This is a genomic window from Syntrophales bacterium (genome assembly GCA_030018935.1).
In the GTDB taxonomy this organism is placed as follows: Bacteria; Desulfobacterota; Syntrophia; order Syntrophales; family CG2-30-49-12; genus CG2-30-49-12.
Genome location: JASEGZ010000030.1, coordinates 1 through 25,407, shown reverse-complemented (window position 1 = coordinate 25,407; position 25,407 = coordinate 1). Strand labels below are relative to the sequence as shown.

General features: G+C 47.4%; 25 protein-coding genes. 14 read left to right on the top strand and 11 right to left on the bottom strand.

Translation table 11 applies throughout. The features are described from left to right. The 10 genes from QMD03_06865 to QMD03_06820 form a co-directional block, all read left to right on the top strand. Positions 1-788: respiratory nitrate reductase subunit gamma (locus QMD03_06865; GenBank protein MDI6776946.1), on the top strand; the 788-nt coding region annotated here is incomplete at its 5' end. A gap of 12 nt (positions 789-800) precedes the next feature. Then, a complete protein-coding gene (locus QMD03_06860; protein ID MDI6776945.1) occupies positions 801-2,144 on the top strand; it encodes a (Fe-S)-binding protein in 1,344 nt (447 codons plus the stop codon). A gap of 134 nt (positions 2,145-2,278) precedes the next feature. Then, positions 2,279-2,719, top strand: coding sequence for a response regulator (locus QMD03_06855; GenBank protein ID MDI6776944.1), 441 nt, complete (start codon positions 2,279-2,281; stop codon positions 2,717-2,719). 63 nt (positions 2,720-2,782) lie between these two features. Next, complete coding sequence (locus QMD03_06850) at positions 2,783-4,483, top strand: ATP-binding protein (protein ID MDI6776943.1); 1,701 nt, start codon at positions 2,783-2,785, stop codon at positions 4,481-4,483. Between the two features lie 399 nt (positions 4,484-4,882). Then, complete coding sequence (gene cysK / locus QMD03_06845) at positions 4,883-5,884, top strand: cysteine synthase A (GenBank protein MDI6776942.1); 1,002 nt, start codon at positions 4,883-4,885, stop codon at positions 5,882-5,884. 118 nt (positions 5,885-6,002) lie between these two features. Further along, entirely contained in the window at positions 6,003-7,298 is a 1,296-nt protein-coding gene (gene nifS / locus QMD03_06840) for a cysteine desulfurase NifS (protein ID MDI6776941.1), read from the top strand. A gap of 131 nt (positions 7,299-7,429) precedes the next feature. Continuing rightward, a complete protein-coding gene (locus tag QMD03_06835) occupies positions 7,430-8,218 on the top strand; it encodes a sulfide-dependent adenosine diphosphate thiazole synthase (GenBank protein ID MDI6776940.1) in 789 nt (262 codons plus the stop codon). 26 nt (positions 8,219-8,244) lie between these two features. Further along, positions 8,245-8,907, top strand: a complete 663-nt coding sequence (gene cysE / locus QMD03_06830) for a serine O-acetyltransferase (GenBank protein MDI6776939.1) — start codon at positions 8,245-8,247, stop codon at positions 8,905-8,907. Continuing rightward, positions 8,888-10,090, top strand: coding sequence for a homocysteine biosynthesis protein (locus QMD03_06825; protein ID MDI6776938.1), 1,203 nt, complete (start codon positions 8,888-8,890; stop codon positions 10,088-10,090). Before cysE ends, QMD03_06825 begins: the two co-directional genes overlap by 20 nt. A gap of 10 nt (positions 10,091-10,100) precedes the next feature. Next, on the top strand, positions 10,101-10,511 hold the full coding sequence (locus tag QMD03_06820) for a 4Fe-4S dicluster domain-containing protein (GenBank protein ID MDI6776937.1): 411 nt from the start codon (positions 10,101-10,103) through the stop codon (positions 10,509-10,511). Between the two features lie 216 nt (positions 10,512-10,727). Here QMD03_06820 and QMD03_06815 read toward each other — a convergent pair whose 3' ends face one another. The 8 genes from QMD03_06815 to QMD03_06780 form a co-directional block, all read right to left on the bottom strand. Next, the gene (locus QMD03_06815) at positions 10,728-11,165 is read right to left on the bottom strand and encodes an Rrf2 family transcriptional regulator (protein MDI6776936.1); all 438 of its coding nucleotides are present in this window, start codon (positions 11,163-11,165) and stop codon (positions 10,728-10,730) included. After that, complete coding sequence (locus QMD03_06810) at positions 11,166-11,849, bottom strand: hypothetical protein (protein MDI6776935.1); 684 nt, start codon at positions 11,847-11,849, stop codon at positions 11,166-11,168. Further along, complete coding sequence (nadA, locus tag QMD03_06805) at positions 11,833-12,747, bottom strand: quinolinate synthase NadA (protein ID MDI6776934.1); 915 nt, start codon at positions 12,745-12,747, stop codon at positions 11,833-11,835. The genes QMD03_06810 and nadA overlap by 17 nt, the downstream gene beginning before the upstream one ends. Further along, on the bottom strand, positions 12,734-13,792 hold the full coding sequence (gene mnmA / locus QMD03_06800) for a tRNA 2-thiouridine(34) synthase MnmA (GenBank protein ID MDI6776933.1): 1,059 nt from the start codon (positions 13,790-13,792) through the stop codon (positions 12,734-12,736). Before mnmA ends, nadA begins: the two co-directional genes overlap by 14 nt. Before the next feature lie 79 nt (positions 13,793-13,871). Beyond that, the gene (locus tag QMD03_06795; protein MDI6776932.1) at positions 13,872-14,504 is read right to left on the bottom strand and encodes an MjaI family restriction endonuclease; all 633 of its coding nucleotides are present in this window, start codon (positions 14,502-14,504) and stop codon (positions 13,872-13,874) included. Positions 14,505-14,523: 19 nt separating this feature from the next. Continuing rightward, the gene (locus QMD03_06790; GenBank protein MDI6776931.1) at positions 14,524-14,880 is read right to left on the bottom strand and encodes a hypothetical protein; all 357 of its coding nucleotides are present in this window, start codon (positions 14,878-14,880) and stop codon (positions 14,524-14,526) included. Then, a complete protein-coding gene (locus tag QMD03_06785) occupies positions 14,877-16,172 on the bottom strand; it encodes a DNA methyltransferase (GenBank protein MDI6776930.1) in 1,296 nt (431 codons plus the stop codon). The genes QMD03_06790 and QMD03_06785 overlap by 4 nt, the downstream gene beginning before the upstream one ends. A 64-nt stretch (positions 16,173-16,236) precedes the next feature. Next, positions 16,237-17,499, bottom strand: a complete 1,263-nt coding sequence (locus tag QMD03_06780) for an MFS transporter (GenBank protein ID MDI6776929.1) — start codon at positions 17,497-17,499, stop codon at positions 16,237-16,239. Between the two features lie 318 nt (positions 17,500-17,817). On the opposite strand from QMD03_06780, the gene der reads away from it, so the two are divergent. Together der and QMD03_06770 are read left to right on the top strand one after the other, a co-directional pair. Beyond that, a complete protein-coding gene (der, locus tag QMD03_06775) occupies positions 17,818-19,152 on the top strand; it encodes a ribosome biogenesis GTPase Der (GenBank protein ID MDI6776928.1) in 1,335 nt (444 codons plus the stop codon). Between the two features lie 82 nt (positions 19,153-19,234). Then, positions 19,235-19,555: a hypothetical protein gene (locus QMD03_06770; protein ID MDI6776927.1), complete on the top strand. Its 321-nt coding sequence runs from the start codon at positions 19,235-19,237 to the stop codon at positions 19,553-19,555. Here the strand turns inward: QMD03_06770 and QMD03_06765 are convergent. Next, positions 19,485-22,622 carry an FAD-binding and (Fe-S)-binding domain-containing protein gene (locus QMD03_06765; GenBank protein ID MDI6776926.1) on the bottom strand — a complete coding sequence of 1,046 codons (3,138 nt, stop codon included), beginning with the start codon at positions 22,620-22,622 and terminating at the stop codon, positions 19,485-19,487. The genes QMD03_06770 and QMD03_06765 overlap by 71 nt on opposite strands. A gap of 49 nt (positions 22,623-22,671) precedes the next feature. Continuing rightward, positions 22,672-23,007: a metalloregulator ArsR/SmtB family transcription factor gene (locus QMD03_06760; GenBank protein MDI6776925.1), complete on the bottom strand. Its 336-nt coding sequence runs from the start codon at positions 23,005-23,007 to the stop codon at positions 22,672-22,674. Between the two features lie 219 nt (positions 23,008-23,226). Here QMD03_06760 and bioB point away from each other — a divergent pair, with 219 nt between their 5' ends. Beyond that, positions 23,227-24,207, top strand: a complete 981-nt coding sequence (gene bioB, locus QMD03_06755; GenBank protein ID MDI6776924.1) for a biotin synthase BioB — start codon at positions 23,227-23,229, stop codon at positions 24,205-24,207. A 235-nt stretch (positions 24,208-24,442) separates the two neighbouring features. Here the strand turns inward: bioB and QMD03_06750 are convergent, their stop codons facing one another. Next, positions 24,443-24,655 (bottom strand): hypothetical protein, encoded by a 213-nt coding sequence (locus QMD03_06750; GenBank protein ID MDI6776923.1) that lies wholly within the window; start codon positions 24,653-24,655, stop codon positions 24,443-24,445. 117 nt (positions 24,656-24,772) lie between these two features. Here QMD03_06750 and QMD03_06745 point away from each other — a divergent pair, with 117 nt between their 5' ends. Continuing rightward, positions 24,773-25,258 carry a hypothetical protein gene (locus QMD03_06745; GenBank protein ID MDI6776922.1) on the top strand — a complete coding sequence of 162 codons (486 nt, stop codon included), beginning with the start codon at positions 24,773-24,775 and terminating at the stop codon, positions 25,256-25,258. Positions 25,259-25,407 lie beyond the last annotated feature (149 nt).

Sequence of the window (25,407 nt, the reverse complement as noted above, 5' to 3'; positions counted from 1 at the left end):
CATCAAAATCTTGTCCTCAAATGACGGTTATAGCTCCGCGAAAATCGGTGCTAATACTATTTAATTTCAAGGAGGAGATGATGAGTGGAATCAAAATTTTTGTGGGCGGTATAATGCCGTACATAACGTTAATCGTGTTTCTGTCGGGGATTACTTACAAAATCCTCAAGTGGAGTAAAGCGGCTCAAGGAAAGATGACTCTCTACCCACCCCCCTCGACCCCGGGTGAGAAGTGGAGAAAAATTACCAAGGAAATCCTTATCTTTCAAAATCTCTTTGAAGGAAATAAGCCTCTCTGGGTCGGGACCTGGGTATTTCACGCCAGTCTTGCTCTGATTCTTATCGGTCATTTGAGAGTGGTAACTGACTTCCCCCTTCTGTGGCGAACCCTCGGAATGGGGAAAGAAGATGTTGATATGTTGTCACATTTCCTGGGGGGGTTAGCGGGTTTAGTCATCCTCATCATGGGGATTTACTTGCTCCTCCGCCGGGCGACAGTTCAGCGGGTCAAGGAAATCTCTGACGGGGAAGATTTCTTTATCTTGGTGTTGATCCTCGGCATTATCATCACCGGGGATGTAATGCGATTTGTAACCCATTTCGACCTCGCTCAAAGCAGGGAATACTTTGCCGCCCTTTTTACTTTCAGCAGAGCCAGTGTGCCAAATGACCCTGCTTTCCTTCTGCACTTTTTCTTGGGACAGTTGTTAATAATCTATATACCCTTCAGTAAGTTTCTCCATATCCCCGGGGTATTCTTTAGTAAATCAATAATTTATCAGGAATAGAGAGGTGTTACTATGAATGAAGAAAAAGTAATTTCTCAGACTGAAATCGAAAAAGCGATTAAATCTGTCAAGGCCATCAAAGATGGTCCCCGGGCACTTCAACTCTATATGGATATCTGTGCTAAGTGCGGAACGTGCGCTGAGCAGTGCCACGTTTCTCGAGCGAATCCGCAAAGGCGAACAAACCCGGCTGCCCGATCTGACCTCATCCGAAAGCTATACAAACAAGATGGTTCAATACTGACAAAGATCCGTGGACTCTTCAATAGCCACAACATGAATTTAACCCCAGAGGACATAGAAACCTGGGTGCGAGATTTCTACGAGTGCTCTGGTTGTCGCCGCTGTGCATTATTTTGCCCTTTTGGCATTGATAACTCGGTCATTACGCGAAAAGGCCGGGCCATTGTTCATGTCCTTGGTATGTCCCCTAAGATGATGGCGCAGACCCAGGAGATGTCCGACAAATTTGGAAACGATGAAGGTCAGACGTATGCGGCTTTTATGAATGCAGTGGAATTTCTTGAATCTGAGTTAGAGGAAGAACACGGCATCCCCATCAAGATTCCCGTGGATCAGGAGGCAGACATCCTATTCGTACCGGCCTCGGCAGACCTAGTATCGTTTCCCGAGACTCAGATGGGATCTGCAACGTTTTTCCATGCAGCCGGATTAAGCTGGACAATGAGTTCAGAAGCCTTTGACGGTGCAAATTTCGGGCTTTTTACCGGTGATGATGCCCACATGAAGCGCAAAAACAAACTACTCCACGATGCCTGCCTGAAGTTGAGGGTGAAAAAACTTGTCATAGGTGAATGCGGTCACGCCTACCGAATCGCCAAGCGGATCGGGGGCACTTTCTACTGGGGAAAGGATATTCCCTATGAAATTACCAATATCTTCATCCTTGCGGCAGAAGAACTGCGTAAAGGAACCCTCAAGCTTGACCCGAGTAGAAATCCGGAACCGGTGACTTATCATGACCCGTGCAACTTCGCGCGAAGCACTGGTGTGATTGAGGAACCTCGCGAACTTTTGAAGGCCTGTGTCGTGGATTTCAGAGAGATGATCCCCAACCGTGAATATAACTTTTGCTGCGGAGGCGGAGGCGGTCTGGCGGTAATGGACAGCAAAGAAGGAGTAAAAAAGAACGAGGTTACTTTCCTTGAATACAGGATGAACGTGGGAGGAAAGATGAAGTTAAACCAGATTAAGGAAACGGGTGCCAAATATGTGGCAGCTCCCTGTGCGAACTGCAAACGACAGCTCATGCAGCTTATGGATTACCACAAGATGGATGTTCAGGTAGGAGGAGTATTCGACCTTTTTGATAAAGCCGTAATCCTGAACAAATAAGGCACAAGCCCCCCCTCGGCTTCTCATGTAATCCTTAGACAAGGAACAAGAGGAACAAGAGAGAGGGGTAATCATGGTACAGAAAATTGAGGGTATGACGATAGTAAATTTTTTCCAAAAGGAGGGATACTAAAATGAATCCATCGGAAAGGGAAAATTTCCCAAGAAAAGCAGTTGTCATTGATGATGAAGAAGATTTGACAATTTATTTCTCATCCATACTGGAAGAAAACGGTTTTTCTGTGCGAACTGCCAACAATGCTGAGGACGGAGAGAGGCTAATCAGGGAAGATCCCCCCGATTTGATTTGCCTCGACTTATTAATGCCTGGAAAGACGGGTATCAATTTGTTCCTCAGGTTACGACGACAGGATGGGGTATTTAAAAATATCCCCCTGATCATAATAACTGGTATCAAGGAAAAGATTAACATTGATTGGAAAGATATTGTTTCTCGGTTTAAGGTGCGTGTACCGGATGGATTTATCGAGAAACCTGTAACTCCACAACGTCTTATGCGTGTCGTCAATAATGTTCTCAACGACGCATCTAAGAAAGAAATTCAATTCGGATGAGAGATAAAGACAATGTCAAACTTAGTGGGTTGATTCGCCTAGCGCATTTATTGTGAGCTTAATATGAAAAGTTTACAAGCTTTAGCGAAGTTTCAGTTTCGCGGGAGTAATCCCATCCCCATATACAGCAAACTATCATTTCACAATAAAATACTGCTCATTATTCTCTTCCTGCTGATGTTGTTTGGCCTATTGGGGGCGATCGCGCTCCAATTGATCCTCAAAGTTCATTTTGCGATGGATACCTTTATAGAGCAAGTTATGACCTTATACATGGGGATCCTTGCAGTCATGATTGTCATTACCTTCCTCATTGCCAGACCTTTTCTAAAATATACAACTAGTCCTATAATCACCTTGACCCGCATCACGGATGAGATCTCATTGGGTAATCTGGATATATCTATCTTCTTCGGGCAACATGTCAACTGTTGGGAAATTAAAAAATGCGGTCGTAGGGACTGTGCGGCTTACAAGAACACAGCGATTCAATGCTGGTTCGTTAACGGCACACCCTGCGAGGGATATGAACCCAAATTTCCTCAGAAGCTCAAAGGATGCCGAAAATGCGAAGTCTATAAAACCCATAAGGGCGATGAGATCGTCCAGCTTGCCGATTCCTTTCAACACATGATTTACATGCTCAAGACTTCCCAGGCTGAGCTGGAGAAATCTCACAAATTTCAGAGTAATATGATCCAGAATTCGTTAATAGGAATCATTGCGACAAATGAGATTGGGGTTGTCAAGATTTTCAATCGCGTGGCCGAAAACCTTTCTGGATATGACGAGTCCGAAGTCACCGACAAACTAACCCTGGACAATTTCTTTTCCAAAGACATTGCCACAAAGATCAACCGCCCCCTCATATATGATTATGGTCTCGAGTTACGTGGTTTCAAACCCACGGAATCAGAGATCCTGAACAAGGACAAAGAGCCAATACCGGTGAGACTCTCGGGCATCAACCTGTACGAGGAGGGAGAGCATTTAGGAAAGGTTTTCTTTTTTCAAGACCTTCGAGAGATAAGGCGTCTTCGTCAGGAGTTAATTCAGTCCGAACGGCTGAGTGCCACTGGTGAGGCTGTGGCCAGCATCAGCCACTCCATCAAGAACATCCTGGATGGTCTCTTGGGAGGTGTGTATGTATATAAGATGGGAAGCAGGATAAATGATGAAAAGGGCACCCAAAAGGGGTGGAGGATGATCGAAAAGAACATTGATCTCATTTCTGAGCTTGTTATTAACCTGTTGAACTATGCCAAAGAGCGCGACCCTATTTTTCAGAAGTGCACCCCCCAAGATATAGTTGAGGATGTTATCGAAGCGATGGAGAATAAAGCCCGCAACAAGAATATAGATATAGTCTCGGAATACAAGGGTTACTTTGATAATATCTACATGGATTCACATGCCCTACATCAATGTCTAATGAACCTGGTCTCCAATGCCATTGATGCCATTCCTCCCGGACGTCCGGGTCATATTATCGTGAGACTGGAATCGAAAAATGAGGAAGGGATTGTCCTTGAAGTGTCTGACAATGGTGTAGGAATGAGCAAAGAAATACACAACAAGATTTTTCAAGGAATGTTCAGTACAAAAGGATCCACAGGCACAGGTCTTGGACTGTTAGTCGTAAAGAAAATCGTCTCGGAACACGGAGGAATGATAGATGTGAACTCGGAAGAAGACAGAGGCTCCACTTTTACAATCTGGCTGCCCAATAATAGTCCCAATATCCGTGTCTCCGACTCCCAATAGGATGATCGCCTTGCCTTATTTTGCCTCCCCATCAGACACTTGTGACAAAATTCCTTTTTTAAGAACGTCTGCCAAGGTGATGGATTGCAAATAGTTCTTGATCAACTGGCTAAGCTCGACCCAGGTTGGAAGCGATATGCATTCACTAGACCGGTAGCATAATCTGTGGTCCTTAACACAGTCAATGAGTGAAAGACATGAGGCCGATGACCTCGTCCCCTGTATCATCGAATTCGAGAGAAGTTCAAAGGCAAACCGGAAAAACTGGTCAAGGTTGATTCAGAAAATCTACGAGAAGGGAAAAGGAAAAACCTAGGGCAGCCATGTATCACATTTAAATAGTTACCCCTGAAAAACTTCGTTTTTCAGGGGTAACTAAATAGTAAGCGAAGAGGGAAGTTGATAGAGGTATCGTCCAAGATCAAAAAAAGGCTGCAAAAGATAGGGATAGCGAATGATATCACTGAGCTTGTGGGAAACACACCGCTCGTCAGACTTAATAGGATAACCAAAGGAACTAATGCCGAGGTGGTGGCAAAACTGGAGTCTTTTAATCCCTGTGGCAGCGTAAAGGACAGGATCGGCGTAGCAATGATTGAAGCTGCCGAAAAGGAGGGCTTAATCAACAAGGGTACAGCGATCGTTGAACCTACCAGTGGCAATACAGGTATTGCCTTAGCCTTTGTCTGTGCAGCCAAGGGCTATAGACTGATCGTCACCATGCCTGATACTATGTCTGTGGAGCGGAGAAAGCTTTTGGGCATTTTCGGGGCGGAGCTGGCACTAACCCCTGGGGCAGAGGGAATGGCGGGAGCGGTGAGGAAGGCTGAGGAACTGGTAGCTAATATACCTGATTCTTTCATGCCTCAGCAATTTAAGAATTTGGCTAATCCCCAGATTCACCGTGAGACCACAGCAGAGGAGATCTGGAAGGATACTGATGGGAAGGTGGATGCCGTAGTTTGTGGTGTAGGGACTGGTGGGACAATTACCGGGGTAGCTAAAGTGATTAAGCGGAGGAAGCCGGGGTTCCGTGTCATCGCCGTTGAACCTGCCAACTCACCTGTTCTTTCTGGAGGCGAACCCGGTTCCCACAAGATTCAGGGTATAGGGGCTGGATTCGTGCCCGAGGTCTTAAAGATGAATTTGGTTGATGAGGTTATTAAGGTCAGCGATAAAGATGCTGAGGTGATGATGAGGAGATTAGCCAAGGAGGAAGGGATATTGGCAGGCATATCCTCAGGTGCAGCAGCTTGGGTAGCAATAGAGGTGGCAAAAAGGGCAGAAAACGAGGGGAAGCTTATCGTGGTAATTTTACCGGATACGGGAGAGCGATATCTCAGCATGAAATGGGTCTTTGAGGAAACTTACAAGGAATACAGAGAGGTTATGTCGATTTAGGAGGCAAGCCATGTTTGAAAGGGTAGAGAGCGACTGTTGGCTCGCTGAGTTTATAGTAGGCTGTGTATATCTTTGTCAAAGGTGGATTAAACACAAGTCAGATACTGTGGAGGGTTAAATGAGAAAAATATATCTTGACTATGCTGCCACCACCCCGATGCATCCTCAGGTTCTGCAGGCGATGTTGCCCTATTTTACCAACGCTTTTGGCAACCCCTCCAGTATCCATTCCTATGGTCAGGAGGCGAGGAGGGCTGTTGAGGAGGCGAGGGAGAGGGTCGCAGAGCTCATTGGGGCACGAGCTGATGAGATTATCTTCACCTGCGGGGGGACGGAGGCAGATAATTTCGCACTGAAGGGTACTTTTTATGCCAACAAGCAAAAGGGCAATCACATCATCACCAGCAAGATTGAGCATCATGCCATACTTGAAACTTGTAAGTTTCTGGAAAGTCAGGGGGCTATCGTTACTTATCTTCCGGTGGACAAATACGGCCTGGTAGATCCAAGGGATGTCCAAGCAGCCATCACCAATAAGACTATTCTGATCTCAATTATGCATGCCAACAATGAAGTTGGCACCATTCAGCCCATCCCTGAGATCGGGAAAATTGCCGGAGAGAATGGTATCCTCTTCCACAGCGATGCTGTGCAAACAACGGGGCATATTCCTGTGAACATTTCAGAAATGGGCGTTGACATGCTGTCTATGTCAGCACACAAACTCTATGGCCCTAAAGGAATCGGAGCAATGTACATCAGAAGGGGCGCCAGACTGGTTCCCTTTATGCACGGTGGCGAGCAGGAGCGAAGGCGACGAGCGAGTACGGAGAACGTGCCAGGGATCATCGGGTTCGGCAAGGCGGCAGAGCTGGCCCAGAACGAGCTGGATGAAGAGGCCCAGCGCTTGATTTCGCTTCGTACCAGGCTGATTGATGGTCTCTTCGAGCACATTGACCAGATCATCCTAAACGGTCATCCCACCCGACGGTTGCCCAATAATGTGAATGTGAGCGTCGACTTCGTTGAGGGAGAAGCATTACTTCTCAATCTTGACCTGGCAGGCATTGCAGAATCAACCGGTTCGGCATGCAGTTCCAGCAGTTCAGAGACATCACATGTATTGCGAGCAATGGGTCTATCCCATGAGCAGGCACAAGGATCACTACGTCTCACCATGGGACGTGAGACTATAGAGGAAGATATTGACAGGGTGATAGAAGTATTGCCACCGATTGTGGACCGATTGAGGGAATTGTCGCCGACCCTGACAAGGTGGATCAGGGATTCGTCTCGTTCAATCGTAGGGTGCTGCCCTGGCTACATAGCAGGCGGCGGGTATGCAGGGTCAAAGAACTTCCCGGATGAATCCCCTGCCTACTGGGCAACCGACAACGAGGTTCACACCAAATAGCTTTCAGCATAACGATTAATCTAATAGCTACTGGTGGGCCTCTACCAGATGAATAAAGGAGTTTTTTGAAAAACAGCTCTGTGGCTGAATAGTTATAGATCAAAAAAAGGGAAGAGTTGTAAGGAGGAAATATGAAAATCGATGACATAACCATATCCAAGGCAATAACCGAAAGCTTTATGAAAGACTTCCTGGAGGCGATGGAGGTGGATGTTGCCATAGCTGGGGCCGGACCTGCGGGCATGACGGCTGCCTACTATCTGGCAAAGGAGGGGGTGAAGACAGCAGTATTTGAGAAGCAGCTCCGCGTTGGTGGTGGCATGCCCGGTGGAGGGATGATGATGAGCCGCATCGTGGTACAAGAGGAGGGGAAGAAAATACTAGATGAGTTTAATGTCCGAACCAGGGAATATCAAGAGGGCTACTATATTGCCGATTCCTTAGAGGCTATCTCAACTATTTGCTCCAAAGCAATAAAGGCTGAAGCCAGGATATTTAATCTCATCAGCGTTGAGGATGTGATGATTAGGGAGGAGGATAGGATAACCGGCCTGGTGTTAAATTGGAGTGCTGTTCCGCTGGCTGGGTTACATGTTGACCCGTTGGCTATAAGAGCAAAGGCGGTGATAGACGCTACCGGGCATAGCAGCGAGATCTGCCATATAGTAGTGAACAAGATTGGCTCAAAATTAAGGACAAAAACAGGTCAGGTAATCGGAGAGAAGCCGATGTGGGCTGAAGTAGGCGAGAGAGAGATAATAGAGAACACCAGAGAAGTGTATCCTGGTCTAATAGTTGCTGGCATGGCAGCCAATGCTGTTTTCGGGTCTCCCCGAATGGGAGCTATCTTCGGGGGTATGCTCTTGTCAGGTAAGAGGGCGGCGGAATTAGCTCGAGAAATCTTATCGAAAGGACGATAAAGCTGCTTAAGATATTAAAAGAAGACATCAACACGGTCTTTGCCAGGGATCCGGCAGCAAGAGGCATATTAGAGGTTATATTCTGTTATCCTGGCTTGCACGCTCTATGGCTTCACCGCATAGCCTATTTCCTCTGGCAACATAAGCTTTACTTCCTAAGTCGTTTGCTCTCTCATCTCAATCGTTTCCTCACTGGTGTAGAAATACACCCCGGGGCTAAGATAGGCAGGAGGTTCTTCCTCGACCATGGGATGGGCGTGGTAATTGGGGAGACATCAGAGGTTGGGGATGATGTGCTGATGTATCAAGGAGTGGTCCTGGGGGGAACGAGTTTAGAGAAGAAAAAGCGCCACCCCACTATTGGGGACAAGGTGGTTATCGGAGCTGCGGCTATATTGCTTGGTCCCATAATTGTGGGGGATGGGGCACGGATTGGCGCCAATTCCGTGGTGATAAACTCAGTGCCATCTGGGGCTACGGTGGTAGGAATACCGGGACGAGCAGTAGAAGATGCACAAGAGCCAATTTTTGATCTGCAGCATGGGAAGTTGCCCGACCCCATTAATGAGGCGATAAGGCTTATCTTAGAAAAACAAAGTAAGTTAGAGGAGCGTGTAAGAGAACTGGAGACCTTATTGAAGGTTGAGGTTAGGTCGAAGGAGGTAATAGATGCCCAAAACAATCGCTGAGATTAATGAAAGGATTCGTAAGGGACAGGCTGTAGTGGTAACAGCCGAGGAAGTCATTGACATCGCAGAGAAGGAGGGGGTAGAGAAGGCTGCTCAAGAGATAGACGTGGTTACCACCGGCACCTTCGGTCCGATGTGCTCCTCTGGCGCCTTTCTCAACCTTGGGCACTCCAAGCCACGGATAAAGCTCGGCGGCGGAAGCGTCTACCTTAATGATGTTCCTGTTTATACTGGGTTCGCTGCGGCGGACATCTGCATAGGGGCAACTGCCCTCCCCAATAACGACCCCAGAAATAGAATCTACCCCGGAGAGTTTAACTATGGTGGTGGACATGTGATTGAGGAGCTTGTGGCAGGGAAGGATATAAGGCTTATAGCCACTGCCTATGGAACCGACTGCTACCCAAGGAAGAAAATCGAAACCTTGATCAACCTCAAGGATATCAACGAGGCGGTGTTGTTCAACCCGAGGAACGCCTATCAGAACTACAATGTGGCAGCGAACTTATCAGATAGGCCGATCTATACCTATATGGGGGTACTTAAGCCGAACCTGGGGAGCGCTAACTACTGCTCAGCAGGGCAACTCTCCCCACTGCTCAATGATCCTTACTATAAGACTATTGGCATAGGAACAAGAATATTCCTTGGGGGTGGGGTGGGATATGTGGCGTGGCAGGGCACTCAGCATAACCCTGGTGTGCTTCGCGGGGACAACGAGGTGCCACGCCGACCAGCAGGAACGCTTGCCGTCATCGGCGATTTGAAGCAGATGAAGCTGGAGTGGCTCAGGGGCATGAGCTTCCTTGGCTATGGATGCACCATAGCGGTGGGGATTGGCGTCCCCATACCTATCCTCTCTGAGGAAATCCTTGCCTATTGCTCGGTTAGGGATGCAGATATATTTGCCCCTGTTGTGGATTATTCCGAAGCCTATCCGCAACGAGAGCCAGACATCCTAGGAGAGGTAAGCTATGCCGAGCTTAAAATCGGGAGAATAATGGTTCGTGGCAGGGAAGTCCCAACAGCTTCCTTGTCCAGCTATCCAAAGGCAGTGGAAATCGCCAAGACCCTCAAGGAGTGGATAAAGAGAGGGGATTTCCTGCTCACCGAGCCTGTAGCGCCACTTCCCGGAGCAGAATCGGGGGTAACCTTTAAGTCGCTTGAAGAGCGTCTAATATAAGGGGGGGAGGATGGCTATTTCTAAAAGGGTGGTTTTGCATTTTCCAAGGCACTTGGTAGGCCAGACGATAACATACCGCTTGGTCAAAGACTTCGACCTTGAGTTCAATATCCTTAAGGCTTCTGTCACCCCAAAGGAAGAGGGCTTATTGGTCTTAGAATTGAGCGGGGAACAAGAAGACTACGAGAAAGGAGTCCGGTATTTAGCTGAAGTAGGGGTGAGGGTTCAGCCTCTAAGCCAGAATGTCATCCGTGATGAGGTAAGGTGCACCCATTGTGGTGCCTGCATCACCATCTGTCCTACCGGCGCTTTCGAGGTCGAGCCTTCTACTCGATGGGTGAACTTCCTTCATGCCAAGTGCATCGCCTGCGGGCTCTGTATAAAGGCTTGCCCTCCTCGGGCAATGGAGGTCCGCTTTTAGCTCATGTATGAGCCAAGGTTCTATCCACTTCCTTTGTACCATAACCCGTGATGAGCCAACAAAAACTTCAGTATGAGAACTTTTCTTGGGAGTTGTAGACTTCCCCTTATGTCTTATGTCATCCTGTTTTAGCTGAAAACTGAGGACTGATAGCCTGAACGTTTACATAGTCCCAATATCCGTGTCTCCGACTCCCAATAGGATGATCGCCTTGCCTTATTTTGCCTCCCCATCAGACACTTGTGACAAAATTCCTTTTTTAAGAACGTCTGCCAAGGTGATGGATTGCAAATAGTTCTTGATCAACTGGCTAAGCTCGACCCAGGTTGGAAGCGATATGCATTCACTAGACCGGTAGCATAATCTGTGGTCCTTAACACAGTCAATGAGTGACATATCTCCCTCGACAGAATACAGAATGTCGGCTAAGGTAATTTCTGAAGGGTGGCGGGTAAGCATGTATCCCCCGTTTTTTCCCCTGACGACTCTTACAAGTCCGGCCAGTTTCAGATTACCCATCAATTGGGTCAGGTATTTTTTCGAAATGCCCTGATTTTTCTCTATGATTCTTATCGGGAGTGGTTCTTTCCCATGATGGAGCGCAAGTTCAATCATGGCTCGAGTAACATATCTTCCTCTGCAAGACAGTCGCATTTAAATTACAACCTCCTCCTCTGGTAAAAAGGCTCGTTCCATGACAAATCGGAACGACTGTGTCATATGTATCATTCTTCCCAAATGTGACTTTGGAGCCACTTCTCTTGTTTGTTCAATGGGAGCGTAACAGACAAGCAGAATATCTCGACATAGTGCGTCAATGTCAGCCTCATCAGCAAGGGTAATTGGTGTCCAGACTCTTCCATGCCTGTCACAAAGTACAGGATATCCTTTCAAATTGGAATTGCGTTCATCCCGATTCAACCCATCTTCTTCCCTTCCCATACGGAAGACTAAAGGAAAAGAGACTTGGGAAATATCCATAATGCTCCAGGGGGTCATAGATTTCAGGGAAAGGAGGTCCCGGAATACTACACCTGGCTTTTCACTCTGAATACCCTGACCATCGAGAACCCTTTTCGCAAGGAGTTCAAATGACGATACGCATCTCTCCCTGGAGAGGCCTCCACTCATCAAAAGCAGGCGAGTGGAACAAACAATAGGTTCGTCCACGTATGAGCCAGCAAAGAATTTCTTCCGAAAGATGGAAACTGTCCCGTCAATAGCGATACGCAAGACAGCTTCGTGATCTCCATCAGTTAATCTCAGCCAGGCAAAATGAAGACGCCATCCTTTCAATTTGTTGAAGCATTCTATTTCCCTCTTAGATGGTAATACCATTTCTTAGCATTCTCTGTATGCTCTGCTTCGCCCGGGAGATGACTTCCTCCGGCACGACGACCTCATGATGCAACCCCTGGAGTGACCACAGAACTTTCTCTAAAGTGGTGAGTTTCATATTCGGGCATACGGCAAGTTCCGAGGCAGGATAAAAAACTTTATCCGGGTTCTCTTTCCTCAGACGATGGAGGATGCCGGTTTCTGTGCCGATAATGAGCTCTTTTGCCCTGGATTCTCTCGCATATTTACACATTCCCTCTGTAGAAAATACCCTGTCAGCTACCTTGATAACTGGCGGCGTGCACTCGGGATGGACAACGATCTCTGCCTCCGGATGTAAACTCTTCTGCTTTAGAATATCTTCAACTAAGATTCTGACATGTGTAGGACAGAATCCTTTCCAGACGATGAAATTCCGACCGGTTTGTAGGGAAACGTAATCGGCAAGGTATTTGTCGGGAACAAAGATGATTTCTCTTTCATTTCTCAGAACATCCGTTACCATCCTGACGGCATTTGCCGATGTACAGCACAGATCACATTCTGCCTTCACCTCCGCTGTGGTATTCACGTAGCATAATACCTTCGCCTGGGGGTGTTTTGCCTTTAAGCCCCTGAGTTGATCAGCATTGATCATATTTGCCATGGGACAGCCTGCATTCCTGTCAGGGATGAGAACCGTCTTTTGAGGTGACAGTATCTTTGCCGTCTCTGCCATGAAAAAAACACCACAGAACACGATAACATCCGCATCTGTCCCTGCGGCCTTGATACTCAGGCCCAGGGAATCTCCCACATAATCCGCCACATCCTGAACCTCGGGAATTTGGTAGTTGTGTGCCAGGATGATAGCGTTCCTCTCTCTCTTCAGACTCCTGATTTCTTCAACAATTTCCATCTAAAACCTCTTCAATGATTCCCCCTCCCAGGACACGGTTGTCATGGTAACACACCACTGACTGCCCCGGGGTTATGGCCTCCTGTTCTTCATCAAATAGAACCCTGAGTTTATTATTCTCAAAAGAGATCGTGCACCGGGCCTCTCTTTTTCTGTATCTTATCCTGGCATAAACCACGGATGGCCAGTGTCTGGCAAGGATGTTCAAATCTCCTGCGATAAGTTCTTTCGCTTTTAAGTCTTTTTTCTCGCCCACGATGATCCGATTCCTCTCAACATCTATGGAAACCACATAAAGCGGGACTCTGTGGCTGATTCCCAGGCCACCTCTCTGACCGATAGTGTAAAAAACGATCCCCTTATGCCTTCCCAGCGTGTTTCCCTTTACATCCATAATCGGACCGGATTTTAGCCCCTGTGTTTTCTCTGACATAAATGTTCGGTAGTCCTTCTGGGTCACAAAACAGATATCCTGGCTCTCCCGTTTCCCGGCTACCTGTATACCTGCTTTTCTTGCCATGTCCCGTACCTCTTCCTTGGTGAAGGGAGCCAGAGGGAAAAGGATAGATTTTAGCTTATTGTATTTAATGGGATAGAGAAAATAGGTTTGGTCTTTCCGTCTGTCCCTCGGTCTTTTTAAAGAGTACCCCTCTTGATCTCTTTCTATCTTTGCGTAGTGGCCGGTAGCGATAAAATCAAAGCCGGAAGTAATCCCCTTTTCCCAGAGGGTGCCAAATTTTATGTATCTGTTGCAATCTATACAGGGATTGGGTGTCCTCCCCCGTAGATATTCGGCAATAAATTTACCGATAACCTTTTCGTCAAGATCTCTCGAAAAGTCCATCACGTAGTGGGGGATTCCGAGCCTGTCACAGACTCTCCTTGCATCCTCTATGGCATCCTGTCCGCAACACCCTATCCCTTTCGCTTCTCTGACACCAAGACACATCGTCACACCCGTGACTTCATAACCCTCCTCCTTCAGCAGAAAGGCGGCCACAGAGGAGTCCACCCCACCACTCATCGCTGCCAGTACCCTTTTCATCCGTAAATACCTCTTTCTATTTCATCTTCTTAGAACCTTGAAAATACCTTTTATGCATGTGTTAGACGCAGTGGTGGCCTCATTCTTTCTTCAATCTCTCAATCTCCTTTTGGATTTCTTCAATTACTTCCGGATTATAGATAACTTTCTTTTTCCCATCCTTCACTGAAATGATATAAAAGACTCTGCCACCATATTTGGCGGTAAATCTTTCATGCGTCTTTTTCTGGAACTCTAACTCATTAATGATTTGCGTAATGTAAGCATATCCCGCAGGTTTAATTTGAAGCCCGATATATTTATCCTTTACCTTGATGAAAAAATCCATATTATATCCCCTATCCCATTTGTCTGGTGCTGGTTCTACTCTAACGCCCAGTGCATGTTGCAGTTGCCCATAAATGGTCTGTATCTCAGACTGATACCCATCGTAAGTTCGATTAATTACCAGGTTGATAACAAAATCTGTGCAATCTTGTTCCGTTATACTCTCGATTTCGGCTTGACACACCTCGCTAATTTTTATGTAGAGCTTCCGCCCTAAATCCTCTAAATGCTTCTTGGGATAGACTTTTTGATAGTAATACTCCTCCCAATCCTCCAAAGATTTGGGAACACATTTTCTTATCTCTTCCGAAACTTTTCCGACATTCCTGGGTCTGTTAAATTGCCAGCGCATATTTGCTTGGTTTATAATCCATTCTTTAGGCATTATCTTTTCCTATGCATAGCTAGAATCCACCAAATATTCTCAGGATTTCCCTTGCCTCTTCAATACTACCCTTGAGTGGTCGTTCTATCTGAGGTAGCTGTATAACCTCAAATTTCAATTGAAATTTGAGGCAATCACTAATGGAGAGTCCCCACATTACAGCGGTTTCACAATTAAGACAATTTTTGTCACATTTCTCGACGACAGCAAAGAGTTCGTCTGCGCACTCGTAGCAGACTTTTTCATAAGACACAAGCGGAGTAAGTTTGGCCTTATAATATGAATCTTCGTCTTCAGTAAGAGTAACCCAGCCTTCTCCTTGCCCTAGATCAAACGCCTTTCGACATCTTTCACAAACCCATTTTGATTCATTCATGTTTTCATCCTCCTTTTATATTCTAAAAATTTTGACTTGTATTTATAATCAAACGTGATATCTACATCAGCCAAACCATTTTTAATCAAATGGGCATTTAAAAAGGTCTTGTTCCACGAATAAAGATAGCAGAGCAAGTTATTTTCATCATCGTATTTTATGGCGTCAAACTTTAGGAATACCTTTTGTCCGCGGGTTTTTTCCCTCAAAAATTGAACCGCCTCTTCATTCTTCTCTGGTCTCTTTTTCACGCCCAATAGCCTTATTTTTAATCCATTATTCAAAATCAGCATCTCTGGGGAGATTATTTCTTTTACGGAATAATATGTTTCCCCTTGTGGATGAGAATTATCTATTTTTGACCCAAATCTCAATTTTCTGGGGTCAACCTTTTTGTCAAATCTTATCGGGTCTTCAAAAATGTAAGGCAATTTCTCAATTTCCTCTTTGAAGTCTGTTTTCGCGCCATCCTGTTTGATTATTTCAAAAGTTGCATCTTGAAAAAAGGTGCCTTGTTTCAGTCCAAGTTTTTCATTTATGACTGCAAGAAAATGCTCATTTATTTCGTATCCAATGGAGTTTCTATTCAGATTCTTGGCAGCCAAAGAGGTTGTGCCGCTTCCAAGAAATGGATCAAGGACAGTATCACCAACAAAACTGAACATCTTGATTAGGCGTCTCGGTAGTTCTTCAGGAAACATCGCTAAATGTTTATCCTGTTTTTCACCTGGAAAATTCCAGTGTCCTGTAAAGTATTGATTCCATTCTTCTTGTGTTAATTTTGATTGTTCTTTAATTTCACTGCTGACCTTTGGAGGACTCCCATATTTTTTTAAAACCAAAATAAATTCATAGTCCAGTTTAATAATTCCACTTCGGGGGTATGGGAAAGATCCCATTACTGTAGCTCCACCAGTGGTATGGCAAGTGGTAACTTTCTGCCAGATGATGGCACCCATGTAGTCAAAACCGGTGCTTTCACAAAATTTGATTATCTCTGTTCTTATGGGAATAACTTTATACCGTCCATAATAGACAGAACGAGCAAACTGGTCGCCGATATTAATACACAAACGACAACCCTTATGTAAAACCCTATGGCATTCATTCCAGACCAAATTAAGGTTGTTAATATACTCTTCATAAGTGTCATTGAACCCTATCTGTTTCCCATTTCCATAATCTTTCAATTGCCAATAGGGAGGAGAAGTAATAATAAGGTGGACGGATTCGTCAGGAACCTCTTTCATTTTCCTTGAATCGCCAATTATTGCTTTATGTAGTGTTTTCATCCAAGCATCCTCTAAGTAATCTGGCTTACTTGAAGCCACCATTTCGCCTGACTGTATGCGGTGGTCAAGAATGGCTCGTATGGGGTCGGCGTGTCAGCAGAGCAAGAAGCCCTGCACCCACGGCGCAGAACCCTGCTATGGAGAAGGGAATAACATAGCTACCGGTACGGTCGAAGATGAAACCTGCGAGGATAGGACTCCCCGATGCCAGGAGCACAGCCGACCCGTGGGTGATTGCGATTAGCCTGGCCAGATAGTCCCTACCGAAATAGTATCCCAACAGGCCGGGGATCAGCGGTACACGGGCTCCGGCAAACACGCCAAGAGCAAGCATGGTGCCGAAGATTGCAGCCGCATCGTGTATCCCTACTAAAGCAAAGACAGGCAGTGCGGTGAGAAAGGAGAACAGGGCAATTCCTTTCGTCCATCCCAGCACATCCGAAAGGGCTCCTCCGCCAGCGCGGGCAATGGTGCCTCCAATCCCGAACGCTCCTAATGCACTTGCCGCCACCAGTGCTGTTACACCCCTATCAGTAGCAAATCGGACGATGTGCGCAGGGATCATGTAGACTGGTACCAAACTGAGCATGTATATGCTCAATATGTAGCAAAAAGCCGTTGTCCTGACAGCAGCACTGAGAGTCCAGTACTCCCTGCTGGCTGGTGCCCCCACCTGGGGAGAGGACTCTGTCAGGTCATCAATGGCAGACGTCATTCGTCGCGGCTCGGCACCATAGGGCAGTATTCCTTTTTCCTGTGGACTTCGTACCATAGTCAGGGCAGCTACAGCCATCGTCACAAAGCAAAGTACACCCAGACCTATGTATGCGTCACGCCAGCCGTAAGAACTTATGAACCAGCTCAATAGCGGGCTTAAGACCATGGTTCCTATTCCCACGCCAGAGGCAACTATCCCCAATGCCAACCCGCGTTTTCTATCAAACCACCGCTGCACTACCGCCAGAGGCGGTGACCAGGTCGCTGCTGTCCCAATGCCTGTAAGAGTATAGGAGAGGTAGAAGTAACTCAGGGAGTCGGCACGGCTGCTCAGGGCAAAACCGGCACCCGTGAGGATAGCACCCAGGAGGAGGGCAAATCTCGGTCCACGCACATCGGTCAACCACCCCATGAAATATCCTGAGACCGCGAAGCTAATCAGCCATATAGTGTTTATCGATGCGGTGGTAGCTCGCGTCCAGCCAAATTCTCCTTGTAGAGGCTGAAAAAATACACCAAAACTATAAAAGACACCACCAGAGGCAGCAGTGGCGAGGGTTGCCCCTGCAACTACAATCCATCCGTAGTGAAGTCGCCATGGTTTGAACATTATCAAATATTCCTGCCGGCCCCGCACGCAGGTAGCCCGGCACAATCCTTCCTCTCCTCCATTCCACCCATAGCGATCATGGGATTGATAACTTTTTGATTCTTTACAGGAACTTGTTTCCCTGTAGAGGCAGTATAGGATAACGACAATTACGTGTCAACAGGAAAGAGACTACTTAAGATACTTTATATTCCCGGGAGATGAGAGACGGGCGGGACAAAATCTATCTTGTCACCCGGTGAAATATCTGGTAGTTTCAGACAAAGTGGTGTGGTTCTTATGTCGTCGGTCATAAGTATTTTATAAGGTTAAAATTAAGTGAAACCGGTTGTTACCATCATAGGAAGGCCCAATGTGGGGAAATCAACCCTTTTCAACCGTTTCTCCGGTAGAAATAAGGCTATCGTGATTGATGAGCCTGGTGCCACCAGGGACCGAAACTATGCAGATTGTACCTGGAATAATAAATCTTTCCTCCTCATTGACACGGGTGGATTTGTGCCCGCTACTGCGGAGACAATCCTGGTGCAGATGCGCGAACAGGCAAATCAGGCCATAGAGGAGGCCGACATCATCATTTTTCTCATGGACGGCAGAAATGGTTTAACACCGCAGGACATTGAAATCGCAGAGATTCTCAGAAGATTGGAAAAGCCGGTCTTTTTTGTCATCAACAAGATTGATGGCCCGAAACAAGAAAATTTAGCCTATGAATTCTACCGGCTGGGGATGGAGAAGATTTACACCATATCCGCCCTCCACGGCCTCGGGATGGGGGAACTTATGGATGACGTTTCCGGACATCTCCCCCCTGCCCCGGCAGATCGTGAAGAGGAAGACCGGATCAAGATCGCCGTCATCGGAAGACCCAATGTGGGAAAATCTTCCCTCGTTAACAAGATATTAGGTTACGAAAGGACCATCGTGAACCCTATTCCGGGTACCACGAGGGATGCCATAGACACCACCTTTGAGTTAAAGGACAGGAAATATCTGCTGATTGATACGGCAGGCATCAGACGAAAGAGCAGGGTACCCCATGGCCTCGAAAAATTCAGCATTATCAAGGCTGTAAGGGCGGTAAGCCGCTGCGACGTGGCCCTGATCCTTATTGATGCTGAAGAAGGCATCACCGACCAGGATGTCAAGATTGCTGGGTTGGCCTTTGAGAGAGGGACAGTCTGTATCTTTGTGGTCAACAAGTGGGACAGGGTGGAAAAGGATCGAGATACTGCGGGAAAGTATGTGAAAGAGATCAGGGACAAGGCTAAATTCCTGGAATTTGCACCGGTAATCTTTGTCTCGGCCCTGACGGGTCAAAGGGTGCTGAAGCTATTCGATACCGTTAACACGGCTTATTGCCAGTACCGCAAACGGGTGAACACGCCGGAGTTGAACAGGAAGGTCAGAGAATTTCTTGCCTTAAATCCGCCTCCCCGCTATCAGAATAGAGCAAACAGCTTCAGCTATGTAACCCAGGTGTCTGTCAAACCTCCCACATTTGTATTTTTTGTCCGTGAGCCAAAGGCGATTCACTTCTCCTACGAGCGATTCCTGGTCAACCGGATCAGAGAGACCTTCGGTTTTGAACACGTACCGCTCAGGATTATTTTCAGAAAGAAGCATAAGGATACCCTCGCACCTTTTCATTAATGTGAACAATCTCAAATCCTTGGGCTATAAACTATCTTGATGAATAGACAATGTACGGTCCTCACATATTCGCAGACCCGATGTGCCGCTATTCAGGAAGCCCCGCTTCGATCTTCATCTTGAACTTCACCGCCTCGATTGCCTGGGAAGCCATGGTTTCCTCGACAACTACGAGTTCTGCAAGACAAAGCTTGCCGAACTTGCCACAGAGGAACTGCACCCGCCGCGTCTGATCACCGGCCATGACCTCATCGCCATGGGCTTTCGCCCCGGTCCCATCTTCAGTGAGATCCTGAAGGCTGTTGAGGATGCGCAGCTCGACGGCGAGATATTTACCGGGGACGAAGCCCGCAGGCTGGTGATGGCTCGCTGGGGACATGAATCTTTTTTCCCGAACCCCTGAGATAGTCAATCATCGGGCCAACAATCAGAGGAACAACATCGGGCAGCATCTTCGGCATCAGGTTATCCATTACCCTGGGCATCAGTTCGGGCATCTGTTCCCTCATATAATCCGGCATGGGTATCTTCCCGGCGACACGATTCAGCATGGCGGGCATAACCTTGGGCATCATCCTGGGCAACAGGATCGGGAACAGGACAGGAAACATGGGCCTCATCATCCAGAGCAAAGCGCCGCCTACCGGCCCGAGCTTACCGACAAACCGCATCATACTCCCCATCCCCAGCGGCATAGCATCCATCAGCTCTTTCCACATACTGCTCATCAGGGCGGCAAATCCCTGCGGGGTCATCAGGTCAATCATCCCTTCAAAGACCGCCCATTGGCGCATAACCTCCGGCTCCGGGTCTTTGAATTTTTTACCCAGACCCAGGCAGGCAAAGGCGGCCAGATCATGAACCCCCATATCTTTACCCTTTTTATCGGCGCTGACGCGAAGCTGGAACTCGCAACAGGGGCAAAGGGCCAGGATCGCCTCGGCATTGATCTCCTCGGCCTCCCTAATCCTCATACCCCCCACTTCGTGGGCCACAGGAGGGTCCTTGATCAGTGTCAGTACTGAGCCACAGCAGTGAGCTGCCTCCCTGTTATATTTCATCTCTTCGAATTGGATGCCCGGAATAGCCTTGATCATATCCCGCGGGGGGTCGTAGATTCCACTGACCCTTCCCATATGACAGGAGTCATGCCATGTTACCTTCCGGGGGACCTCATGGGTATACTTGAATCTCCCCTCACGGATCTGCTCGCTGATAATTTCGCTGTAATGTCTCGTCTTGATATCGAAGGCAATGCCGTGTTTTTGGGCCCATTGGGGATAGACGTGCCTCCACATCATATCACAGGCGGGACAGGAGGTGATGACGGTATCGGCGCCGCAGGCCTTCACGGAGGCAATGTTCCTCTGCATGTTATTGAGGAAGATATCCCATTTACCGGATACCAGCATCGGGGTTCCGCAACAGTTCTCCTTCTGACCCAGACAGGTAAAATCCACTCCGGCGGCGTCCAGGAGGGTTACCGATGCCTTGCCGATGTCTTTTTCCACATAGCTTGCCGTACATCCGGCAAAATAGACATTCCCAGCCTGTGTGCCAGGGGGATGTTTCTCTCTCAACTTCTCCGGGAACCAGGCATCACGGTTATTCCTGTAACCTGCCCAGATATTTCCTTCCTTAACAAGGGCGGCGGCCATCATTTCGAAAGGTGGGAAGGTCATCCTGCCCTCTTCCTGGATCAACTGTCCCCGCAGCTTCATCCAGGAAGATTCGATAGGCAGAGAGGCGGAGCAACGGAGATTACACAGTTCACAGGTTGTACAGGCGATGATGGTATCCACCATCTTCTGATCCCACTTTACATTACCTTCCATATACTCCCGCAGCCAGTACCATTTTCCCCTCGGGCTCTGGCTTTCCCATCCACGGCCATAGAACTGGTCGCACTCGTCAACACAGTAACCGCACTGAGAACAGGAATAGGCATACCAGGCCACATCCGGCGGGATCCCCTTGGCTGGTTTCCTGTGACGTTCTCCAACCAGGGTGATCACCACATTCCCGAAGGGTCGGATAAGTGGTTCGAAGATACTGACTACCTTCATCAGGCGCCCGATGATTCCCCCGCCGAGAACTTTTTGGGGGTTGAAGATACCGTGGCGGTCTCTTTCCTTTTTGAATCTTTCCAGTCTTTTTACCCGCTCGCTCCCCAGGACATGACCTGCTTTTTTGGTAAAATACATGCCCGTGGAGTAGACCCGTCCGCCGTGTCGTTCTGCGATTTTGATTATCGTGAGGACAAGTCCGAAGACGAGGTTGTAGGCAAATCTCCGTTGATCGGAGGGGATAAACCCTAAGATTACCGCTTCCGGTTTTCCTCCCCGCCCCCGATGGATGATTACCCCTTCTTTAACAATAGGCTGATCAACCTTTTGCTCTATTTCACTCATCACGTCACCCAGGCTCTGAAGAGGAACGATCACCTCTGCAGGAACGAGAGAAGGCCCCAGGCGCTTTACCACCATAAGTTTAAAGCGGTTCTTCCATTCATGTTCCGCAATCCTCTCAGACAGGACTTCCCCTTCAAACATCCTAACAATTTCGGTAAGCCCATCCCTTACTCTTTGAGAGTCTTTTTCTGTGTAGGCAATGGTGACAACATACGCAGCCGGCAAGATTACCCGTTCCTCCCCGGAGTGTGTCCGGTGTTCCATCAGGGGCGCCCTGTTTTTTAGTTCCGCCATTCTCGGGTTGATAAAAACAATAGACCAGAGGGGTAATTCACTCCTGTCCATCGCCTCTACCGCTTCTTGTAACCTGCGGGCATCGGGGAAAGCAAGGGCGGTGACGGCTATTTTTTCCTGTTTCCTGATCCTTAAAGTTACCTCCGTAATAAACCCGGTGATACCCTCGGCATCGGCGATTAGATCGAGATTATCACCGGAAAATTTCTTAATGGCGCCATCGGGCAACACCACACGGGCAGAGACCGTATTGTCTCGAAAATAGCCGTGAGCGTATGAACCGATGCCTGCCCCGCCCTGGGCCAACCAGCCGCCAACGGTGGATGAGGGAGCGCTTGTGGGATAGAGACGAAGATCCAGCCCCTCTTTGGCCAGTTCTGTCTGCAACTTTTCCCATGTTATGCCGGGCTGGACAGTAACCTCCATAGCATCACTGTCCGTATGGATGACCTTTCGCATACGCCAGAAATCAACGACCACGCCCTTCTTCGTGGGTACGGCGCCTCCGTAGCCACTGGAAGCCTTTCCCCGAGGTGTAAGGGGTATCCTGCCCTCATTTGCCCAGGCAACCAGGCGAGCCACTTCTTCTTCTGATTCCGGTTGAATGATGGCATCGGGGATAGTGCTCCCTCCAAAAGGACGGATTATACGCGGTATGGCCGCTATATCATGAGAATAGAGCAATCGTTCTGTTTTATCGAAGCTTACCCGCTGATTAAATTCCTTCTCCAGCCATTCCTTTTGTTTTGCTGTCAGATGTGCCATTTTGTTTACCTTCTCTCAGAGATATTCATATTTTTGTATAAATTGTGGACTACATAACCTTTGTTACAAGACTCTTTTTGTGCTCCAGTTGCTCCATCAGCACCTCCCGCATGATGTCGCAGGCCTGGTCAAGTTTGGGACTCGACAGGGCGTAGATGACGTGTGTACCTCCACGACGGGTAACGACCAGGCCCTTGGATTTAAGAAGGGAGAGGTGTTGGGAGATATTGGCGGCTGGATACCCGGTTATCTTGATTAATTCCCCTACCGTCCGTTCCTGATCCCTCAGGATATGGACAATTGCGAGGCGCTTTGGATTTGCAAGCATCTTTAATATGTCTGCTTGAAGTTCTAACAGTTCCAATTCTGTTTCTGAAAATTCCATTGCTTCCTCCTTTCACTTATTCATTTTCTAAGTATATCGAATATATGCATTTTCGAATATAATATACATCAATTAATGAAAGTCAAGAGAAAATTAAGGGCATCCTTTAAAAATTGGGATTGACAGGGGAAATTTTTTCACCTAAGTTTTTTACTTGAATCACTGTAAATTGTAGCCATTCAGTCACAGAGGTTTATTAGAGGAGGGGAGTATAGTTTAATGGAAGCAAAAGATTTATTACGAAACCTTGATGCTTTGGCGGCTGACGACGGCAGTCAGCTTTTGGCGTTGGCTACCAGCGGCAGAGAAGCGGGTCTGCTTGTCCTTGCCGAGGAGATACAGAGACAATTTCATGATCCGATTATTGAATTCTGTGCTATTGTGAATGCAAAATCCGGTAACTGTCCCCACAATTGTTCTTTCTGTGCCCAGTCCGGTATCAGCAAAAGCCCGATTGCGGTCTACCCCTTTTGCCAGCCGGAGGATCTCCTGGAGGCAGCACGAGCGGCTGAGGCCAGCGGCGCTCATCGTTTTTCCCTGGTAACAAGCGGGGCCAGCCTGGCGAAAAGGGAACTGCTTATAGCCTGTGAGACCATCCGCCTCATAAAGGACGAGACAAATCTCCTCCCCTGCGCCTCCCTCGGCAAAATAACCAGGGACGATGCTCATCTACTCAAAGAGGCCGGTCTGGTTCGTTATCACCATAACCTGGAGGCGAGCCGTGATTTTTATCCCCGTATCTGTACTACCCAGACTTATAATGAACGCCTAACTACTATTATGACTGCGAAAGAGGCGGGGCTGGAGATCTGTGTGGGAGGGATATTGGGACTGAGGGAGTCTATCCATGACCGGATTAAATTTGCCCTGGAGATAAAGAATCTAAGCCCGGATTCCGTACCCATCAATCTTCTCGATCCACGTCCCGGGACACCGCTTGCGGCACAACCACTGCTTACGCCGGATGAAGCCGTCCTAACTATTGCCCTTTTTCGCATCATCATGCCACACACCAACCTGAGACTGGCCGGAGGGAGGGTAAGAGTTCTTGGTAATCGGCAGGCTGCAGCCATAAAGACGGGCGTAAACGGTCTCATGATTGGTGACTATCTGGTAACAAAGGGGGCAGAGGTGGATGCCGACCGTGAATTGATCGCTTCTTTAAATCTTACCCTGTCCCTTTCCCCTCCTCTTTCCTGAAATAACTTCAAGAAATTTTCCGGGAAGGTTTGTTGAGACCAGGTTTCCCAAAGAAGAAACGCCTGAGATCACAGATAAGAACCGGAAGGGCTACCAGGCTTGCCAGCTATCTCCTTACCAAATCAGCAATAATATAAGAAATCCTTTTTTGTTGATATTATAAGACTGACAAGAAAAATCCGCAAGCCTTGTTCAAATGAATCCTTGAAGTTTCGGCAGGGTGTGATAAGTATAATTACAACAGCAGAAAAATGCGAATTTCGTATATTGCTTGTTGCCGCCGCGCTGCGCGCGTCGGCAACGGCGGAGCTAAGCTACCACTTTTCAGCTCTTTGTCGGCGCGATGACCATTTACCTGAGTGTTGATTGGAAAGTCATATAATAAAATTGCCTTGCGCACTGACTCGCGCGGCGCCAACAAATCGCTGAAGCGGTCGGCGCTGTGCATGCATGGTCCGCTCTGCGGCCCTGCATGCTCGTGCCGCCGCTTAGCTCCGCCGTAGGCACTTAAAAACCAATAATTGAACTTGTCTGCAATCCAATACCTTTATTATAGGAGGGAGAAATGATGGGAGAAACAAGCAGGCACCGGCCATTATTTCTGCTAATGCAAGCTTATTCCGAACTACCTTTATCAAAATACTTTCCAGATTATGATATTGAATATTTACTAACACGCCTGTCAGGATATTCTAAGGCATTTGGCGAATATTATGTTTTTCGTCTAACGAATATATTACAGTCGATGAGACGAGAATTTGGAATTACATTTGAGAACGAAACTTTCAATCAAGATACAGAAAGTGGTGAACTGGAGACTTCTATATTAACAGAGTATTATATTGTATTTTTACAGGTTTTAATGGATCAGTTGGCCGTATTTATACCTTTCTTTTATAGTGATAAGGAAAAACATAAATCACTGGTCCCTAAAAATACTGGTGCGTTGATTAATCGGTTTAAAAGCTTTGCTCAAATTAGACATGTTTATTTGGACAAAGAAGCAATTGACCATGAATTCTTTTCACATATGAAAAACGGGCATTGTTAATCTGGTATAGCTTGCTTCAAGCCTGACGGCCTGTGCCGAGGCAATAACTATACCAAATGAACAATGCCCGCTTACAGCGGCGGCTGATTTGCGACGTGTGTGCCGGGCATGGCACGGGACTAACGGGGTGCAAGTCCCCGAACCAGGTT

Coding starts and splice junctions, on each gene's coding strand:
- QMD03_06795 (MDI6776932.1), bottom strand. CDS start 14,504: ATGCCTAAAGAATGGATTATAAACCAAGCAAATATGCGCTGGCAATTT.
- QMD03_06760 (MDI6776925.1), bottom strand. CDS start 23,007: ATGGAATTTTCAGAAACAGAATTGGAACTGTTAGAACTTCAAGCAGAC.
- QMD03_06780 (MDI6776929.1), bottom strand. CDS start 17,499: ATGTTCAAACCATGGCGACTTCACTACGGATGGATTGTAGTTGCAGGG.
- QMD03_06820 (MDI6776937.1), top strand. CDS start 10,101: ATGGCTATTTCTAAAAGGGTGGTTTTGCATTTTCCAAGGCACTTGGTA.
- QMD03_06810 (MDI6776935.1), bottom strand. CDS start 11,849: ATGGTATTACCATCTAAGAGGGAAATAGAATGCTTCAACAAATTGAAA.
- nifS (MDI6776941.1), top strand. CDS start 6,003: ATGAGAAAAATATATCTTGACTATGCTGCCACCACCCCGATGCATCCT.
- QMD03_06745 (MDI6776922.1), top strand. CDS start 24,773: ATGATGGGAGAAACAAGCAGGCACCGGCCATTATTTCTGCTAATGCAA.
- QMD03_06785 (MDI6776930.1), bottom strand. CDS start 16,172: ATGAAAACACTACATAAAGCAATAATTGGCGATTCAAGGAAAATGAAA.
- QMD03_06815 (MDI6776936.1), bottom strand. CDS start 11,165: ATGCGACTGTCTTGCAGAGGAAGATATGTTACTCGAGCCATGATTGAA.
- QMD03_06825 (MDI6776938.1), top strand. CDS start 8,888: ATGCCCAAAACAATCGCTGAGATTAATGAAAGGATTCGTAAGGGACAG.
- QMD03_06850 (MDI6776943.1), top strand. CDS start 2,783: ATGAAAAGTTTACAAGCTTTAGCGAAGTTTCAGTTTCGCGGGAGTAAT.
- QMD03_06835 (MDI6776940.1), top strand. CDS start 7,430: ATGAAAATCGATGACATAACCATATCCAAGGCAATAACCGAAAGCTTT.
- nadA (MDI6776934.1), bottom strand. CDS start 12,747: ATGGAAATTGTTGAAGAAATCAGGAGTCTGAAGAGAGAGAGGAACGCT.
- QMD03_06750 (MDI6776923.1), bottom strand. CDS start 24,655: ATGCACAGCGCCGACCGCTTCAGCGATTTGTTGGCGCCGCGCGAGTCA.
- QMD03_06855 (MDI6776944.1), top strand. CDS start 2,279: ATGAATCCATCGGAAAGGGAAAATTTCCCAAGAAAAGCAGTTGTCATT.
- QMD03_06790 (MDI6776931.1), bottom strand. CDS start 14,880: ATGAATGAATCAAAATGGGTTTGTGAAAGATGTCGAAAGGCGTTTGAT.
- QMD03_06860 (MDI6776945.1), top strand. CDS start 801: ATGAATGAAGAAAAAGTAATTTCTCAGACTGAAATCGAAAAAGCGATT.
- bioB (MDI6776924.1), top strand. CDS start 23,227: ATGGAAGCAAAAGATTTATTACGAAACCTTGATGCTTTGGCGGCTGAC.
- mnmA (MDI6776933.1), bottom strand. CDS start 13,792: ATGAAAAGGGTACTGGCAGCGATGAGTGGTGGGGTGGACTCCTCTGTG.
- QMD03_06765 (MDI6776926.1), bottom strand. CDS start 22,622: ATGGCACATCTGACAGCAAAACAAAAGGAATGGCTGGAGAAGGAATTT.